General features: G+C 39.8%; 15 protein-coding genes, 2 rRNA genes and 1 other annotated feature (1 of these 18 cut by a window edge). All 17 genes read right to left on the bottom strand.

Annotated features, from left to right (window positions below):
- Positions 1-38: 38 nt before the first annotated feature.
- On the bottom strand, positions 39-548 hold the full coding sequence (locus tag BAOM_RS00570) for an NYN domain-containing protein (protein ID WP_119118195.1): 510 nt from the start codon (positions 546-548) through the stop codon (positions 39-41).
- 4 nt (positions 549-552) lie between these two features.
- Entirely contained in the window at positions 553-1,296 is a 744-nt protein-coding gene (gene rlmB, locus BAOM_RS00565) for a 23S rRNA (guanosine(2251)-2'-O)-methyltransferase RlmB (protein ID WP_127758649.1), read from the bottom strand.
- On the bottom strand, positions 1,293-1,712 hold the full coding sequence (locus BAOM_RS00560; protein WP_127758648.1) for a Mini-ribonuclease 3: 420 nt from the start codon (positions 1,710-1,712) through the stop codon (positions 1,293-1,295). The genes rlmB and BAOM_RS00560 overlap by 4 nt, the downstream gene beginning before the upstream one ends.
- A 3-nt stretch (positions 1,713-1,715) precedes the next feature.
- Positions 1,716-3,113: a cysteine--tRNA ligase gene (gene cysS, locus BAOM_RS00555; protein WP_127758647.1), complete on the bottom strand. Its 1,398-nt coding sequence runs from the start codon at positions 3,111-3,113 to the stop codon at positions 1,716-1,718.
- A gap of 1 nt (position 3,114) precedes the next feature.
- Positions 3,115-3,768, bottom strand: a complete 654-nt coding sequence (cysE, locus tag BAOM_RS00550; RefSeq protein ID WP_127758646.1) for a serine O-acetyltransferase — start codon at positions 3,766-3,768, stop codon at positions 3,115-3,117.
- Between the two features lie 302 nt (positions 3,769-4,070).
- Positions 4,071-4,315 (bottom strand) — a binding site (T-box leader).
- A gap of 43 nt (positions 4,316-4,358) precedes the next feature.
- On the bottom strand, positions 4,359-5,816 hold the full coding sequence (gene gltX / locus BAOM_RS00545; protein ID WP_127758645.1) for a glutamate--tRNA ligase: 1,458 nt from the start codon (positions 5,814-5,816) through the stop codon (positions 4,359-4,361).
- Between the two features lie 98 nt (positions 5,817-5,914).
- Positions 5,915-6,394: a 2-C-methyl-D-erythritol 2,4-cyclodiphosphate synthase gene (gene ispF, locus BAOM_RS00540; protein ID WP_127758644.1), complete on the bottom strand. Its 480-nt coding sequence runs from the start codon at positions 6,392-6,394 to the stop codon at positions 5,915-5,917.
- A gap of 5 nt (positions 6,395-6,399) precedes the next feature.
- Entirely contained in the window at positions 6,400-7,104 is a 705-nt protein-coding gene (ispD, locus tag BAOM_RS00535) for a 2-C-methyl-D-erythritol 4-phosphate cytidylyltransferase (RefSeq protein ID WP_286676293.1), read from the bottom strand.
- Positions 7,105-7,117: 13 nt separating this feature from the next.
- On the bottom strand, positions 7,118-8,206 hold the full coding sequence (locus BAOM_RS00530; RefSeq protein ID WP_127758643.1) for a PIN/TRAM domain-containing protein: 1,089 nt from the start codon (positions 8,204-8,206) through the stop codon (positions 7,118-7,120).
- Between the two features lie 174 nt (positions 8,207-8,380).
- Positions 8,381-9,454 (bottom strand): DNA integrity scanning diadenylate cyclase DisA, encoded by a 1,074-nt coding sequence (disA, locus tag BAOM_RS00525; protein ID WP_127758642.1) that lies wholly within the window; start codon positions 9,452-9,454, stop codon positions 8,381-8,383.
- A gap of 3 nt (positions 9,455-9,457) precedes the next feature.
- Positions 9,458-10,846 carry a DNA repair protein RadA gene (gene radA / locus BAOM_RS00520; RefSeq protein WP_127758641.1) on the bottom strand — a complete coding sequence of 463 codons (1,389 nt, stop codon included), beginning with the start codon at positions 10,844-10,846 and terminating at the stop codon, positions 9,458-9,460.
- 193 nt (positions 10,847-11,039) lie between these two features.
- Positions 11,040-13,478, bottom strand: a complete 2,439-nt coding sequence (clpC, locus tag BAOM_RS00515) for an ATP-dependent protease ATP-binding subunit ClpC (RefSeq protein ID WP_127758640.1) — start codon at positions 13,476-13,478, stop codon at positions 11,040-11,042.
- 13 nt (positions 13,479-13,491) lie between these two features.
- On the bottom strand, positions 13,492-14,568 hold the full coding sequence (locus BAOM_RS00510; RefSeq protein ID WP_127758639.1) for a protein-arginine kinase McsB: 1,077 nt from the start codon (positions 14,566-14,568) through the stop codon (positions 13,492-13,494).
- Complete coding sequence (locus BAOM_RS00505) at positions 14,565-15,116, bottom strand: protein-arginine kinase activator protein McsA (RefSeq protein ID WP_127758638.1); 552 nt, start codon at positions 15,114-15,116, stop codon at positions 14,565-14,567. Before BAOM_RS00505 ends, BAOM_RS00510 begins: the two co-directional genes overlap by 4 nt.
- 21 nt (positions 15,117-15,137) lie before the next feature.
- On the bottom strand, positions 15,138-15,599 hold the full coding sequence (locus BAOM_RS00500; protein WP_127758637.1) for a CtsR family transcriptional regulator: 462 nt from the start codon (positions 15,597-15,599) through the stop codon (positions 15,138-15,140).
- Positions 15,600-15,794: 195 nt separating this feature from the next.
- Positions 15,795-15,910 (bottom strand): 5S ribosomal RNA (gene rrf / locus BAOM_RS00495).
- A 66-nt stretch (positions 15,911-15,976) separates the two neighbouring features.
- Positions 15,977-16,325: ribosomal RNA gene (locus tag BAOM_RS00490) — 23S ribosomal RNA — on the bottom strand (it continues 2,585 nt past the right edge of the window).

Raw genomic sequence — 16,325 nt, 5'->3', positions numbered from 1 at the left:
AAATATTATACAGTAGGTAAATTTTAGTCGTCAATCTTTCATAACTTTCCTCGTCGCCATTTTTCAAAAGTTTCAGCCACTTTATCACTTAAAGGAATTTTGGAAGCCGGCTTTTTCTTTGTTGTCTTCGATACATCCTTCTTAATTGCACCACGGACTTGCTCCATTTCAATCAATAGCTCGCGCGCTGATTTCCGGAGGGCCCCCTGTCCAAAAATGACCCATTGCTCCGTATAATCTGATGTTGCTACTTGAATTTGCGTTTTAATATTATTTAATTCAATGGCCATTTTCTCGATCCGCTCATCAGCTGTTTCATTCTCTCTCGTAAAAATGACTTCCACTTTATGATTTTTAAATGTACGAGAAACTCCTTGAACATAGTAAGCATCAAAAACAATAATGACACGATATCCCATAAACGCTTGGTATTCCGCCATCAATTCAATTAAACGGTCTCTAGCTGCAGAAAGATCTCGTTGCTTTAATTCTCTTAGTTCCGGCCATGCTCCAATAATATTGTAACCGTCGACCAACAGAATGTTCATCTCATTATTCCCCTAAAGGGTTGCGTTTACGATAAACTTCATACATCAATAAACTAGCAGCAACTGAAGCATTCAATGAAGTAACCTTCCCTACCATTGGCAGGCGAATGAGAAAGTCGCACTTCTCTTTTGTCAATCGTCCCATTCCTTTTCCTTCACTGCCAATTACAAGACCAATCGGCATCTTCCCATCTAGGTTACGGTAGTCATCGCTTCCTTTAGCATCTGTACCTACAATCCAAACTCCACGTTCTTTCAGTTCTTCAATTGCACGAGCTAAATTCGTGACACGCGCTACTGGAATATATTCAATTGCACCTGTTGAAGCTTTTGCCACCGTTGCCGTTAAACCGACTGCACGGCGCTTCGGAATAATAATACCATGAGCACCTGCTGCATCAGCTGTTCTCATAATTGAACCAAGATTATGTGGATCTTCAATTTCATCTAAAATCATAAAAAATGGAGCCTCGCCGCGCTCCTCCGCTCTAGCAAATAAATCATCTACCTCTGCATATTCATAAGCAGCTACTTTAGCAACAACGCCTTGATGAATTCCTTCGACCATTTGATCAATTTTCTTCTTCGGAACGATTTGTACAAATACTTTTTTCTCTTTCGCAATTCCTATCACTTGTTGCATGGAGCCCTTTTGTGAGCCTTCAGCAATCCAAATCTTACTAACCTCCCGCTCAGAACGCAGTGCTTCTAGCACGGGGTTTCTTCCAATAATAAATTCTTCGCTCATCGGATAGCCGTCCCTTCTTCAATAAATTGAATCGACCGTTGTATAATTTCTTCCATTCTCTCTTGCCGCTTCAATAAATGCAGATAACCGATTAAGGCTTCAAACGCTGTACTATAACGATACGTTTGAACATCCGTATTTTTCGGAACCGTGCCCGATTTTGCATTTCGTCCCCGACGAACAACCGCCATCTCTTCTTCTGTTAAGTAATTCTCTTCTAAGAAAAAGTGAATGATCGTATTCTGTGCTTTTGCTGATACAAAAGCGGTCGCTTTCTTATGAAGAAGATGGGGTTTTACCGAGCCTTTTTGAATGAGATGATACCGGATATACGTTTCGTATACGGCATCACCCATATAGGCAAGAGCTAAACTATTTAACATTTTCGCATCAATTTCCTGTTCATAATAAAGCATACATTACCCTCTTTTCCAGCGTGTACCTTGAGCAGTGTCTTCTAGAATAATATTCATGCTTTTTAATTGATCACGAATTTCGTCAGATCGTTGGAAATTACGGTCCTTTCGAGCTTGAATTCTTTCTTGAATTAAACGCTCAATGTCCTCATCCAGCAATCCTTCTTCTTCTAAGCTTAAGCCAAGAACAGAGAATAATACTTCATATTCGTGTATAAATGCTTCAATGACTTCCTTGTCTGTATTCTTCTCCATTAAGTAATAATTCGCTTGCTTCGATAATTCAAATAAAACCGAAATGGCATTGGCTGTATTAAAGTCATCGTCCATTTCTTGAACAAATTGCTCATGAAGCTCCTTCACCTTTTGAAGCCAACTATCTTTGTTATCCGTTAGACCATTACTTACTTGCAAACGATGTTTTAAGTTTTGATACGACGTTTTTAACCGTTCAAAGGCCGCTGTCGTATTCTCAATCACTTCTTGACTATAGTTAATCGGATGACGATAGTGTACAGACAGCATAAAGAAACGCAGCACTTGTGGATCATGTTGTTGGATAATATCATGCACCAGAACAAAATTACCTAGCGATTTTGACATTTTTTCATTATCAATATTGATATATCCATTATGCATCCAATATCGAGCGAATGTTTTTCCTGTTAATGCTTCTGATTGAGCAATTTCATTTTCGTGGTGAGGGAACGTTAAATCTTGACCGCCTGCATGGATATCAATGGTGTCTCCAAGATATTTACGAACCATCGCCGAGCACTCAATATGCCAACCTGGGCGACCTTTTCCCCAAGGACTATCCCAAGAAATTTCGCCTTCTTTTGCCGCTTTCCAAAGAGCAAAATCAAGAGCATCCTGTTTCTTGTCGCCAACTTCAATTCTGGTACCGACTCGAAGCTCGTCAATCGATTGCTGGGAAAGTTTACCATATTCTTTAAATTTACGAGTACGATAGTACACATCTCCTTCTGATTCATACGCATAGCCTTTCTCGATTAACGCTTCGACAAACTGAATAATAGCATCCATGTTTTCCATAACTGTTGGATGAACATCGGCTTTTTTACAACCTAAAGCTGAAACATCTTCGAAATAAGCTTGAATAAATCGCTCAGAAATCGTTGGTACATCTTCTCCTAATTCCTTAGCAGCACGAATTAGCTTATCATCAACATCGGTAAAGTTTGAAACAAACGTTACATCATATCCACGGTATTTCAAATAATTGCGAACCGTATCAAAAACAATTGCAGGTCTTGCATTCCCAATATGAATATAATTGTAAACAGTTGGCCCGCATACATACATTTTGACCTTTCCCTCTTCCATTGGAACAAACGTTTCCTTCTGGCGCGTTACACTGTTATAAATCTTAATAGCCATTTTATAAACTCCTTTCTTCCTGCTTTCGAGCCAATTCCAATTCCACTTTCAATTGTTTAATTTCTGTTTCCAGCTCTTTAAAGCGGTCTGCAATAGGATCAGGAAGATCTGAATGATTGAGGTCTTTCCCCACCTTAACACCGTCTTGGATGACGACTTTCCCCGGAATCCCCACAACCGTTGAATTAGGCGGCACTTCTTTCAACACCACAGAACCTGCCCCAATCTTTGAATTTTCTCCTACTGTAATCGACCCCAGCACTTTCGCACCTGTTGCAATTAACACATTATCTTCAATCGTCGGATGACGCTTCCCTTTTTCTTTTCCTGTTCCACCAAGTGTAACTCCTTGGAAAACAGATACATTATCCCCAATTTCACATGTTTCTCCAATCACAATCCCCATCCCATGATCAATAAAGAAACGACGGCCAATTTTTGCCCCCGGATGAATTTCAATTCCTGTGAAAAAGCGGCTAATCTGTGAAATAGATCTGGCAATAAAATATAGCTTTCTTTTATAAAATGCATGAGCAATTCGATGGTTCCAAATAGCATGAAGGCCTGAATACGTTAAGATAACTTCTAAATAACTACGCGCTGCTGGATCTTGATCAAAAATGACTTCAACATCCTCTTTAAACATTTTAAACAATGTAATCCCCCCCATAGTTCGACACTTACTTATCTCTACAACTCAAAACACTTCTTTACTGCCTCAACTGGATATACCCCTACAATCACAGTTAACCATAATAAATAACACGCCCCCTTGTTCATATAAAGATAGACTTTTTATATGCCGTTATTACATAGCTCAATTCATATATGTAATAGAGCCTTAAAAAGAACAAACATACAAGCGGCTTGCTCAGTCCTGACCAGCATTAGAAAGCCAGAAGATACAGCCGTTTATATTTTTCCCTGTAAAAAACAAAAAGCGCCCCTGTCTAAATAGACAGAGACGCTAATAGAAAGCGCGGTTCCACTCTGTTTGGAATGATAAACATAGGTTAAACATTCATTTTATCATTCCCAACTTTTATCCTGATAACGGAGGACGGCCGCCTTTGCCTACTATTCATTCAGCAAAGTACTCAAGGGTGCATTTCAAAAAACGAGGGGCCTGAACCACTTTCAGCAGGTTATGGTTCTCTCTATTAAAGCATCGTTTTCCTACTTCTCCCTATCAACGCGTTTAACTTGTAAGATTATTTAATACTATATTATATTTTTGGCAAATTGTTAATATAAAATACTTTGCAAGCGTTGTTTAATTTTTTCTTTGCCTAACAGGGCAATCGCTTTTGGTAAATCCGGACCATGCGTTTGACCTGTTGCTGCTGCACGAATCGGCATAAATAGCTTCTTCCCTTTATGTCCTGTGCTTTTTTGAACAGCTTTAATGGATTTCTTAATTTCTTCCGCTGTAAAGGCTTCTAATGCTTCCACTTCTTGAAGAAAAGCTTGCATGACTTCCGGTACTTGCTCTTCCGCTAAAACCTCTTTCGCTTCCTCTTCATATTCCAATTCTTCTTTAAAGAACAATTGAGATAAATCAACAATCTCTGCTCCATAACTCATTTGCTCTTGATATAGACCAATTAAATCACGAACCCATTCATCCTGCTCGGCTGTACGCACCTCTGCTACTTTTCCTGCTTTAATCAAATGTGGTAAAGAAATTTCAACCGCACGATCCAGGTCAAGCTGCTTCACGTATTGATTGTTTAACCAAGTTAATTTTTGCTGATCGAAAAGCGCTGGTGACTTCGATAACCGCTCTGCATCAAACAGTTTAATAAACTCTTCTTTTGAGAAGATCTCTTCTTCGCCGCCTGGATGCCAGCCTAAAAGCGCGATAAAGTTAAACAATGCTTGCGGTACATATCCTAATGCCTCATACTGCTCAATAAATTGAATAATGGACTCATCACGTTTACTTAATTTCTTTCGGCTCTCATTCACAATTAACGTCATATGACCGAAAATTGGCGGTTCCCAACCAAATGCTTCATAAATCATCAATTGCTTTGGTGTATTAGAAATATGATCATCCCCACGTAAAACATGAGAAATCTTCATCAAGTGATCATCCACAGCTACAGCAAAGTTATAAGTAGGAATTCCGTCCTTCTTTACGATAACCCAATCACCGATGCCCTCTGATTCAAAGGATACTTCATCCTTCACCATATCTTGGAATGTATATACTTTACCTGCAGGAACGACAAAACGAATGCTCGGCTTTCTACCTTCTGCCTCTAACTTCGCTTGCTCCTCAGCCGTTAAATGACGGCACTTTCCAGAATACTTCGGCGTCTCGTTCTTTGCCTGCTGCGCTTCGCGTTCCGCTTCCAGCTCTTCTTCTGTACAGTAGCATTTATACGCTAATCCTTTATCTAATAGTTCTTCGTACAATTTTTTATAAAGGTCATTTCGCTCTGACTGACGATATGGTCCATACTCTCCACCAACATCAATGCTTTCATCCCAATCCATACCTAGCCATTTTAAATATTTCAGTTGGCTTTCTTCGCCGCCTTCAATATTACGCTTCGTATCTGTATCTTCAATACGAATAATAAATTTACCGCCTTTGTTTCGTGCATATAAATAATTAAATAAAGCCGTACGGGCATTTCCTATATGTAAATGTCCAGTTGGACTCGGTGCATAGCGAACTCGGATTTCGCTGCTCATGTCTAACTCCTCCTAAATACTCACGAATTTACCGTTATATATTTTATCATTTAAACAGACTTGAATAAAGGAAACTTCGATTCACAGATGAACGACTTTTAATTTGACTTCACCAATAGTACAACAGCTTGAGCAGCAATCCCTTCCTTGCGCCCTGTGAAGCCTAACTTCTCTGTTGTTGTTGCTTTGACGTTTACTTGCTCCACCGTCGCCTCTAATAGCTGAGCAATCCGCTCACGCATTGCTTCAATATAAGGTGCCATTTTGGGGCTTTGGGCAATAATCGTACAATCAATATTTCCTAGCTTGTAGCCTTCTTGTTTCACTAGATTCCAAACATGTTCAAGAAGCTTGGCAGAGTCCGCATCTTTAAACTCAGGATCTGTATCAGGAAAATGCTTTCCGATATCGCCAGCGCCAATCGCTCCAAGTACAGCATCAGCTACAGTATGAAGCAAGACATCCGCATCCGAGTGACCAAGCAGCCCTTTCTCATAAGGGATCGTAATGCCGCCAATAATTAATGGTCTTCCTTCTACCAACTGATGAACATCGAATCCTTGTCCAATTCGAAACATTCTATTCACTCCTTCTCTTTCTCCATCTTCCTCTTCGCCTGCTTATGTAAAATAGCCTCGGCAAAATAAAGATCTTCTTGTGTCGTAATTTTTATATTATCATAATCCCCTTCAATAATAACCACTTGTTCGCCCATCCGCTCTAAAAGACTAGCATCATCTGTACCAAGAAATTCATCTGCTTCTGCCTGTTTATGTGCTTTATATAAAATAGGCACACGAAAAGCTTGTGGCGTTTGTACCGCCCACAAGCTTGATCGTTCAACGGTCTCCACTACAGATCGTTCTTTCACCCTTTTAATCGTATCCTTAACTGGTACAGCAACGATTGCTCCAGCATAAAGGGAAGCAGCTTCCGTTAATGAATGAATCAACACCTGATCAATAAACGGACGCGCTCCATCATGTACAAGTACAATTTCCTCATTTGTATGCTTTAGACCGTTAAAAACACTTTGTTGACGTTCCGCCCCGCCAGCTACTAACTTCTTTACTTTCTTCAGTCCATAAGCATCCATTAATTCGGTAAAATAAGCCTCTTCTGCTGGATTAATGACTAAAATGATACCTTGACAATGAGGATCCGCCTCAAATACTCGCAGCGTATAAATAATAATGGGAATCCCTGAAAGTTCAATAAATAGCTTGTTCTTCCCAGCCTTCATTCTTTTCCCTTGTCCCGCCGCGGGAATCACCACTTCATACAACATAACCGTTTCTCCTCTATAATGCTTTCTCTAATTGCTTCGGTTTCGCAAAAATCATTCGTCCGGCAGACGTTTGCAGTACACTCGTAACAAGCACATCAAGTCGTTTTCCAATATAATCTCTTCCACCTTCGACTACAATCATCGTCCCATCATCTAGATAGGCTACACCTTGATTCTGCTCTTTCCCATCCTTAATTACTTGCACGCTCATTTCTTCACCTGGAAGAACGACCGGCTTTACCGCATTGGCCAAATCATTAATATTTAATACAGCTACTTTTTGAAATTCACACACTTTATTCAAATTAAAATCATTGGTCACTACAATGCCGCCTGTTACTTTAGCAAGCTTTACTAACTTACTATCTACTTCCTGAATATCTTCAAAATCTCCTTCATACATTTCCACCTTAATTGGCACATCTTTTTGGATACGATTTAAAATATCTAAACCTCGGCGACCGCGGTTTCTTTTTAACGCATCAGAAGAGTCTGCAATGTGTTGAAGTTCGTTCAATACAAACTGTGGAATGACAATCGTCCCTTCTAAAAAGCCCGTTTGACAAATGTCCGCAATTCGGCCATCAATAATAACACTAGTATCTAGGATTTTTAATTTATGATTGGACTCTTCTTCACTTTCTTCACTAGTTACATGTTTCTTTTTATTTGCTTTTAAAAATAGATTCAATAGTTCATCGCGCTTTTTCACACCTACTTGAAAACCAAAATAACCAAATAACAACGTTAAAATAATTGGCACAATGGTATCTAGTATCGGTACGCGAATCGCATTAAACGCTGAACTAATAAGGTAAGCCACGACTAAACCAACCAACAGCCCCAAGCTACCAAAAATAATATCTGTAATTGGGACTTTAACAAGCTGCTCTTCTAACCACTTCATAAAGTTTAAAACATAATCCAATAACCAAAACGTAAGAAGATAAAAAATAATAGCTCCTAGGAGTACACTTGCATAAGGATTATTTAAAATAGCTACATCATCGGCACGTAACACCACTAATAATTCCGGAATAAGAAACATACCGAGTGTTCCACCAATTATTAAAAAGCAAGCCTGTATAATCCGCTTTAACATTATTTCACCTCCCTCTCTCCATTATGAACAATTTTATACAAATACAATCATATATACTTCAGTTAAACGAGATAAAAAGGATTTCTTTTTAAGCCTAGCACCGTACGAATTACGTGTCAAAAAGGAAGTACCTCTCACTTTTTGGGGGAATTTGAGAAGAATAGGCCCATTTATCTACATCCTTCTGTCTGTCACAAGTTGGTTTTTTAAAATACGAAGCCCTTCTTTAATCTTATTGGCACGTACTTCCCCAATTCCCTCGACATCATCCAATTCCGCAACAGAAGCTTTATGAATATCAGCAAAGCTGCCAAACCGTTGCACTAGATTTTCAATAATTAACCCCGGGAGACGAGAAATTTTATGCAGCATGCGATAGCCTCTAGCATGTACTAATTCATCAAGATGAATATAGCCATTATATCCCAAAATTTTCAATAGAGCACCCTCATCTAAATTCTCCTGCATGGCTAATTCTTGGAGTTTAGCCACAACAAAGTCAGGGTTTTCATCGTTTTTACATGCATAGTCTTTAATAAGCCATTTTCCTTCAATTTCGATATCAGCAAGAATTTCATTCATTTGTAAACGAATAAGGCGTCCTTCTGTACCTAATTCATGTAAATACGCGACAAGTTCTGCTTTAATACGTAATACCATCACATATCGATGAAACACTTGAAGCAAGTCCGCAAACGTGACGATTTCCTCATATTCTAAAACACCTAAAACGGCAATACTTTGCTGCAACACGACTTTATATTTCTCTAACGTTTGAATCGCTAAATTAGCCTTTGCCAGAATGACACCAATATCTTTTAACGCGTAACGAAAATTCCCTTGGTATAAGGTAATGACATTACGTCGCTGAGAAATGGCAATAACAAGCGACTTTGTCTCCCGTGCAACCCGCTCCGCTGTTCGGTGGCGCATGCCTGTTTCTGTAGAAGAAACACTAATATCAGGGACAAGCTGGGCATTCGCAAGCAAAATCGTATCTGCTTTTTCATTTACAATAATCCCGCCATCCATTTTAGCTAGTTCATATAATGTACTGGACGTACAAGGACAATTAATTTTAAATCCGCCATCGACAATCGAACGAACTTTTTCATTGTACCCAACGACTATTAAACCACCTGTATTAGCCCGAAGTACATTCTCAATCCCTTCACGTAATGGAGTCCCTGGCGCAACAAGTTGCAAAATGTCTAACTTTATTTTTTCATAAAGTTTTTTATCATTCATATTTTACCCCCCTAATGCGTATTGAAGCGCTTCTGCCACAGATGAAACGCCTATAACTTCAACCTCTTTTGGTACCGTCCAACCAACCATATTATTGGACGGAAGAAGCACCCGCTCAAATCCAAGTTTTGCAGCTTCTTGAACACGTTGCTCAATTCTAGATACCCGTCTAACTTCGCCTGTTAAGCCTACTTCACCGATAAAGCAATCTGTTGGTCTTGTTGGTTTATCTCGAAAGCTGGAAGCAATACTAATCGCAACCGCTAAATCAATTGCCGGCTCATCCAGTTTCACACCGCCAGCTACCTTCAAATAAGCATCTTGATTTTGCAGCAGTAAACCGACACGCTTCTCTAATACTGCCATTAACAATGACACTCGATTATGATCAAGGCCTGTAGCCATACGACGCGGATTCCCAAAGCTTGTTGGTGAAATTAAAGCTTGAATTTCAACGAGGACTGGTCTCGTTCCTTCCATCGAGGCAACAACAGTCGAACCCGAGGCTCCCTGGGACCGCTCCTCTAGAAAAATCTCAGATGGATTGGCTACTTCTTCTAAGCCATCTTCTTTCATTTCAAAAATCCCCATCTCGTTTGTCGAACCGAAACGATTTTTCACTGCTCGAATAATTCGATATGTATGATGTCGCTCTCCTTCAAAATATAACACCGTATCGACCATATGTTCGAGCAAGCGTGGACCGGCAATCGCCCCTTCTTTCGTAACATGCCCGACAATAAAAATGGCAATGCCCTTTGTCTTTCCAATTCGCATTAATGTAGCTGTACATTCACGCACCTGGGAGACGCTTCCTGGTGCAGATGTAACTTCGGATTGATAGACCGTTTGAATCGAATCGATGATTACTAAATCAGGATTCACTTCACTAATAGCGTGTTGAATATAATCCATATCTGTTTCAGAATAAACAAATAGATTCTCAGATGCCACACCAAGGCGGTCTGCTCTTAACTTCGTTTGCTTCACCGATTCTTCTCCAGAAATGTAGAGCACTTTCTTTCCTTTACGAGCAAGCTGCGAAGATACTTGGAGAAGCAAAGTTGATTTTCCAATTCCCGGATCACCGCCAATTAAAACAAGCGAACCTTGCACAATCCCGCCGCCAAGAGCACGGTTTAATTCTGCTAAATCTGTTGCAATACGCGGCTCTTGCTCGGTTTGAATCGTCGTAATCGGAGCAGCTTTAATTCTTTCTCCTGTCCCAATCTGTGTATCAGAGTGAGCAAACGCTCCCCTTCTCCCCGGCTTTACAATTTCGACTTCCTCCACCATTTTGTTCCACTCGCCGCACCCAGGACATTTCCCCATCCACTTCGGTGATTCATATCCACATGACTGACACATAAATTTTGTCTTCTTTTTAGCCACTCTACTTGCTCCCTCTACCCTAAACTGGGTATTAATAAAAGATATTACACATAGACTCTATTTAATCCTTTTTGGAAACGCCTTCATGCGTATATTTTAGAAAAATTAACCTAAAGCTAGTTTTTTTATTGTATATAAAAACAGAGGTACACTGCAATAAATGCATGTACCTCGATGTTTTTTCGTTCTTTAATTATTCATGCGGAACAGCTTCAGGCTGTTTAATGGTTAATGCCCCATCTACAAGATCTAGTACAACCTTTTGTCCTTTTTGAACATTTCCTTTTAATAGTTCTTCAGAAAGAAAGTCTTCCACATGTTTTTGTAAAGCTCGACGGATTGGACGTGCACCGTATTCTGGATCGAATCCTTCCTTAGCGATTTTTTCCTTTGCTGCCTCTGTTAGCTCTAGGAAAATATCTTGCTCTTTTAAACGGTTAATTAATTGATCAGCCATTAATGAAACAATCTCTGTTAAATGCTTTTTCTCTAATGAGTGGAACACAATTGTTTCATCGATACGGTTTAGGAATTCAGGACGGAAAGCACGTTTTAATTCTTCCATCACTTTTCCTTTCATATCTTTGTAATCTTGGCCTTCATCTTGAATATTAAATCCGACATATTTATTCGTTTTTAACGCTGCCGCACCAACATTCGATGTCAAAATTAAAATCGTGTTACGGAAATCAACGGTACGACCTTTTGAATCTGTTAATCTTCCGTCTTCCAATACTTGGAGTAAGATATTAAACACATCTGGATGCGCTTTTTCAATTTCATCTAGCAACACGACAGAGTATGGTTTACGGCGAACCTTTTCTGTTAATTGACCGCCTTCTTCATATCCAACATAACCTGGAGGCGAACCGACTAGACGAGACGTTGAATGCTTCTCCATGTATTCTGACATATCAATGCGAATCATGGCATCTTCATCACCAAAGATTGATTCAGCTAGGGCACGGGCAAGTTCCGTTTTCCCAACCCCTGTAGGACCTAAGAAAATGAATGAACCAATTGGACGCTTCGGATCTTTTAATCCTGCTCTTGCACGGCGAACTGCTTTTGAAACGGCGATGACTGCTTCTTCTTGACCAATTACACGATCATGAAGAATCGATTCCATATTTAGCAGTTTATCAGATTCTGTTTGAGCCAATCTTGTTACTGGTACACCTGTCCAGCTAGATACAACATGGGCAATATCTTCAACGGTTACTTCACTATTCTCTTGACCTTGTTTCTCTTTCCACGTTTTCTTTGTTTCTTCCAGTTGTTCACGTAAACGTTGTTCTGTATCACGAAGAGAAGCGGCTTTTTCAAACTCTTGACTTTGAACAGAAGCATCCTTTTCTTTACGCACCTCTTCTAATTTCACTTCCAACTCTTTTAAGTTTGGTGGCGTTGTATAAGAACGTAAACGTACTTTTGAACCTGCTTCATCAATTAAGTCAATCGCCTTATCTGGTAAGAATCGGTCAGAGATATAACGATCCGATAATTTAACCGCCGCATCAATTGCTTCATCTGTAATTGATACACGGTGATGTGCTTCATAACGGTCGCGTAAACCTTTTAAAATTTGAATGGACTCTTCAATCGTTGGCTCATCTACTTGAATTGGTTGGAAACGGCGCTCAAGTGCTGCATCTTTTTCAATATATTTACGATACTCATCAAGCGTCGTTGCCCCGATGCATTGAAGCTCTCCACGTGCTAATGAAGGTTTTAAAATATTAGAAGCATCAATAGCACCTTCTGCGCCGCCTGCACCGATTAACGTATGCAATTCATCGATAAATAGAATAATGTTTCCAGCCTGGCGAATTTCATCCATGACTTTCTTCAAGCGGTCTTCAAATTCACCACGATATTTTGTACCAGCCACGACTGTACCCATATCAAGCGTCATGACTCGCTTATCTCGCAAAATTTCTGGGACTTCATTGTTAATAATTTGCTGTGCTAAGCCTTCTGCAATCGCTGTTTTACCAACACCAGGTTCTCCAATAAGAACAGGATTGTTTTTTGTACGTCGACTTAACACCTCAATGACACGTTGAATTTCTTTACTACGCCCAATAACAGGATCTAGACTGCCTTCACGAGCAATTGCAGTTAAATCACGTGCTAAGCTGTCTAATGTTGGTGTGCTAGCATTCGCTGCTGCCGCGCCTTGATGCCCGCCAGACTCATTACTTCCTAGCAACTGAAGAACTTGCTGACGTGCCTTGTTCAAGCTAACACCCAGATTGTTTAACACACGAGCCGCTACTCCCTCACCTTCACGAATAAGCCCTAATAGGACATGCTCCGTACCCACATATGAGTGTCCTAGCTTTCTTGCTTCATCCATAGAAAGTTCAATGACTTTCTTAGCTCTTGGTGTATAGTGAATCGTTTGAGACGTATCCTGACCACGCCCAATCAGATTTTCCACTTCTTTTTGAATTTTATCTGCACCTAGGCCAAGGGCATATAACGCTTTAGCTGCAATCCCTTCGCCTTCACGTACTAAGCCTAGAAGGATATGTTCTGTACCAATATTATTATGACCTAAACGAATTGCTTCTTCTTGAGCCAATGCTAATACCTTTTGAGCTCTCTCAGTAAAACGACCAAACATCATAGTGAATTCCTCCTTAAGAATGTTCTTTTGTATCTAAGTTTAAACGCTCTCGGATGAGGGCCGCGCGACGCATATCCCTTTCATAAGGTCTTAATGGTCCACCGGCATATTTTTGTAGAAAGCCTGGTTGCGTTAAAATCATTAATTCATTGAGGATGCTCTCTGAAATATTTTGAATGTATCCTAGATCTATTCCTAACCTCACATCAGAAATGCAAATAGACGCTTCCTTCGTTTCGATAATCCTTGCGTTTGACAAAATTCCGTAAGAACGGAAAACTCTATCTTCTAATTGTATGTTTGAGGTTTTCACTAATGCTTCTCTTGCTGCTCTTTCTTGGGCGATAATTTGTTGAACAACACTTGTTAAATCCTCAACGATGTCTTTTTCAGACTTACCAAGCGTAATTTGATTAGATATTTGAAAGATATTCCCTAACGCTTGACTGCCTTCACCATACATCCCGCGAACAACAAGACCAAGCTGATTGATGGCTGGGATGATTTTATTAATTTGCTGAGTTAAGACTAACCCTGGTAAATGCATCATAACTGAAGCGCGTAAGCCTGTGCCAACATTCGTCGGGCAGCTTGTTAAGTATCCTCTCTCTTCATCATATGCATAGTCGATTGCTTCTTCTAACCAATCATCTAATATATTTGCTAATTGTAAGGCTTTTGTTAGCTGCAAGCCTGACATTAAACACTGGATTCTTACATGGTCTTCTTCATTAATCATCACACTAATGACTTCGTCGTCTGATAATAAACAAGCTCCGTGTGTAGATTCATCAACGAGTTTAGGACTGATTAAATGTTTTTCAACAAGCACACGTTTTTCTAATGCCTGAAGTTGCTCCATTTCTATCATCTCTAATTGACCAATCTCTGAATTCACTTCTGATTCCAAACGTTTTTTGATCAATTCAAGAATGGATTTTGCCTCTTCATGTGAAAATAATGTTGGAAAGGTATACTCTTTAAAATTTCTAGCAAGTCGAACGCGGGAACTTAAGACGATATCGGATTCAGGTCCTTCATGATTCATCCAAGAACTGAGGGCATTTTGTAAAAATTTCTCTAAACTCATGACTCATCCCCCTCACCCTGTGCATGAACCCGTTTTTCCAAAGCCCTAATTTTATCTCGAACCTCCGCAGCTTTTTCGAATTCTTCTTGGTCGATATAAGTTTTTAACGTATCTTTCATCTCGGCCAGTTGTTTTTTTAGATGAAGCGCACCACCAATTCTTTTAGGAATTTTACCTATATGAGCAGTATTACCGCTATGCACTCTCTTTAAAATAGGATTAAGCTGTTTATTGAAAGTTTCACAGCAGGTCGCACATCCAAATTTACCGATACGAACAAATTCCCTGAAAGAAAGCTGACAGTGCGGACAACGTACTTCCTCTGTCTTTGGGAAAGAATTCGCCTTAGGGTGTTGAAAATTAGACTCTATATTCAATAGCCCTGCTAATAAGTTATTAATTGAAAAACCAGATCCTCCATTTTCCATAAACAGATCGCTTTTTCCCTGAGCACATTTTTCGCAAATATGCACCTCGGTTGTTTCACCATTTACAATTTTCGTAAAATGAAGGGCAGCTGGCCTCTGATTACATTCTTGGCATATCATGCACTCTCACCCCTGCAAGACTCATTTATATTTTAACGTAGTAAGCATCGCAGTTAAAATTCTTGCCCTTAATTCATCTCGATCAGGTAAATCGATATAAATAACCGATCGATCAATAACACTCATCATAATCTTTGCTTCTCGATGATTGATAATGTCTTCATTAATGAGCCGATCAATAATTCCTTCAGCAGTTGATTGTGAGACTCTAGAGCCGATAATAGAGATTAACTGATCAATAAGATGGGCGTGCTCTTGTGATTTGATTTTCATAATCCGAATATAACCGCCGCCACCACGTTTACTTTCTACCAGAAATCCTCTTTCAATTGTAAATCTTGTGTTAATAACATAATTAATTTGGGAAGGAACACATTGAAATTTATCTGCAATTTCACTTCTTTTAATTTCTAAAATGTCTTTTTGACTCATTTCCAATATTTTCTTTAAATAAATTTCAATAATATCGGATATGTTTCTCACTCAACCTCCTCCATCCTGACTTTGACTATATTTGACTAATATTATACAACGAAAATTATAATTTGCAAATTAAATGCTTTATATTCTATATTTTTTGTATGATATGGGATAAGTTTCCCCTAATATATCCGTGATTACACATGCATAGAAAAAAATTCATAAAAAAAAATCAGCTTTTCAGCTGATCTCATGTATGCTTGGCGACGTCCTACTCTCACAGGGGGAAACCCCCAACTACCATCGGCGCTGAAGAGCTTAACTTCCGTGTTCGGAATGGGAACGGGTGTGACCTCTTCGCTATCGTCACCAAACAATTATAAGGAACGTTGTTCCTTCAAAACTAGATAATAAGAAAGCATTGCGTGTTATCAAAACAATAGGTTAAGTCCTCGACCGATTAGTATCAGTCAGCTCCATGTGTCGCCACACTTCCACCTCTGACCTATCAACCTGATCATCTTTCAGGGGTCTTACTAGCTTGCGCTATGGGAAATCTCATCTTGAGGGGGGCTTCATGCTTAGATGCTTTCAGCACTTATCCCGTCCGCACATAGCTACCCAGCGATGCCTTTGGCAAGACAACTGGTACACCAGCGGTGCGTCCATCCCGGTCCTCTCGTACTAAGGACAGCTCCTCTCAAATTTCCTGCGCCCACGACGGATAGGGACCGAACTGTCTCACGACGTTCTGAACCCAGCTCGCGTACCGCTTTAATGGGCGAACAG

Origin of the sequence: Peribacillus asahii (genome assembly GCF_004006295.1) — a bacterium.
GTDB classification, from domain to species: domain Bacteria; phylum Bacillota; class Bacilli; order Bacillales; family DSM-1321; genus Peribacillus; species Peribacillus asahii_A.
The sequence above is the reverse complement of the archived record's forward strand: the minus strand, read 5'-3'. Positions and strand labels throughout refer to the sequence as shown.

Bases quoted from the DNA above. Each gene is read 5' to 3' on its own strand.
- BAOM_RS00570 (WP_119118195.1), bottom strand. From the start codon at position 548: ATGAACATTCTGTTGGTCGACGGTTACAATATTATTGGAGCATGGCCG.
- rlmB (WP_127758649.1), bottom strand. From the start codon at position 1,296: ATGAGCGAAGAATTTATTATTGGAAGAAACCCCGTGCTAGAAGCACTG.
- BAOM_RS00560 (WP_127758648.1), bottom strand. From the start codon at position 1,712: ATGCTTTATTATGAACAGGAAATTGATGCGAAAATGTTAAATAGTTTA.
- cysS (WP_127758647.1), bottom strand. From the start codon at position 3,113: ATGGCTATTAAGATTTATAACAGTGTAACGCGCCAGAAGGAAACGTTT.
- gltX (WP_127758645.1), bottom strand. From the start codon at position 5,816: ATGAGCAGCGAAATCCGAGTTCGCTATGCACCGAGTCCAACTGGACAT.
- ispF (WP_127758644.1), bottom strand. From the start codon at position 6,394: ATGTTTCGAATTGGACAAGGATTCGATGTTCATCAGTTGGTAGAAGGA.
- ispD (WP_286676293.1), bottom strand. From the start codon at position 7,104: ATGTTGTATGAAGTGGTGATTCCCGCGGCGGGACAAGGGAAAAGAATG.
- BAOM_RS00530 (WP_127758643.1), bottom strand. From the start codon at position 8,206: ATGTTAAAGCGGATTATACAGGCTTGCTTTTTAATAATTGGTGGAACA.
- disA (WP_127758642.1), bottom strand. From the start codon at position 9,454: ATGAATGATAAAAAACTTTATGAAAAAATAAAGTTAGACATTTTGCAA.
- clpC (WP_127758640.1), bottom strand. From the start codon at position 13,478: ATGATGTTTGGTCGTTTTACTGAGAGAGCTCAAAAGGTATTAGCATTG.
- BAOM_RS00510 (WP_127758639.1), bottom strand. From the start codon at position 14,568: ATGAGTTTAGAGAAATTTTTACAAAATGCCCTCAGTTCTTGGATGAAT.
- BAOM_RS00505 (WP_127758638.1), bottom strand. From the start codon at position 15,116: ATGATATGCCAAGAATGTAATCAGAGGCCAGCTGCCCTTCATTTTACG.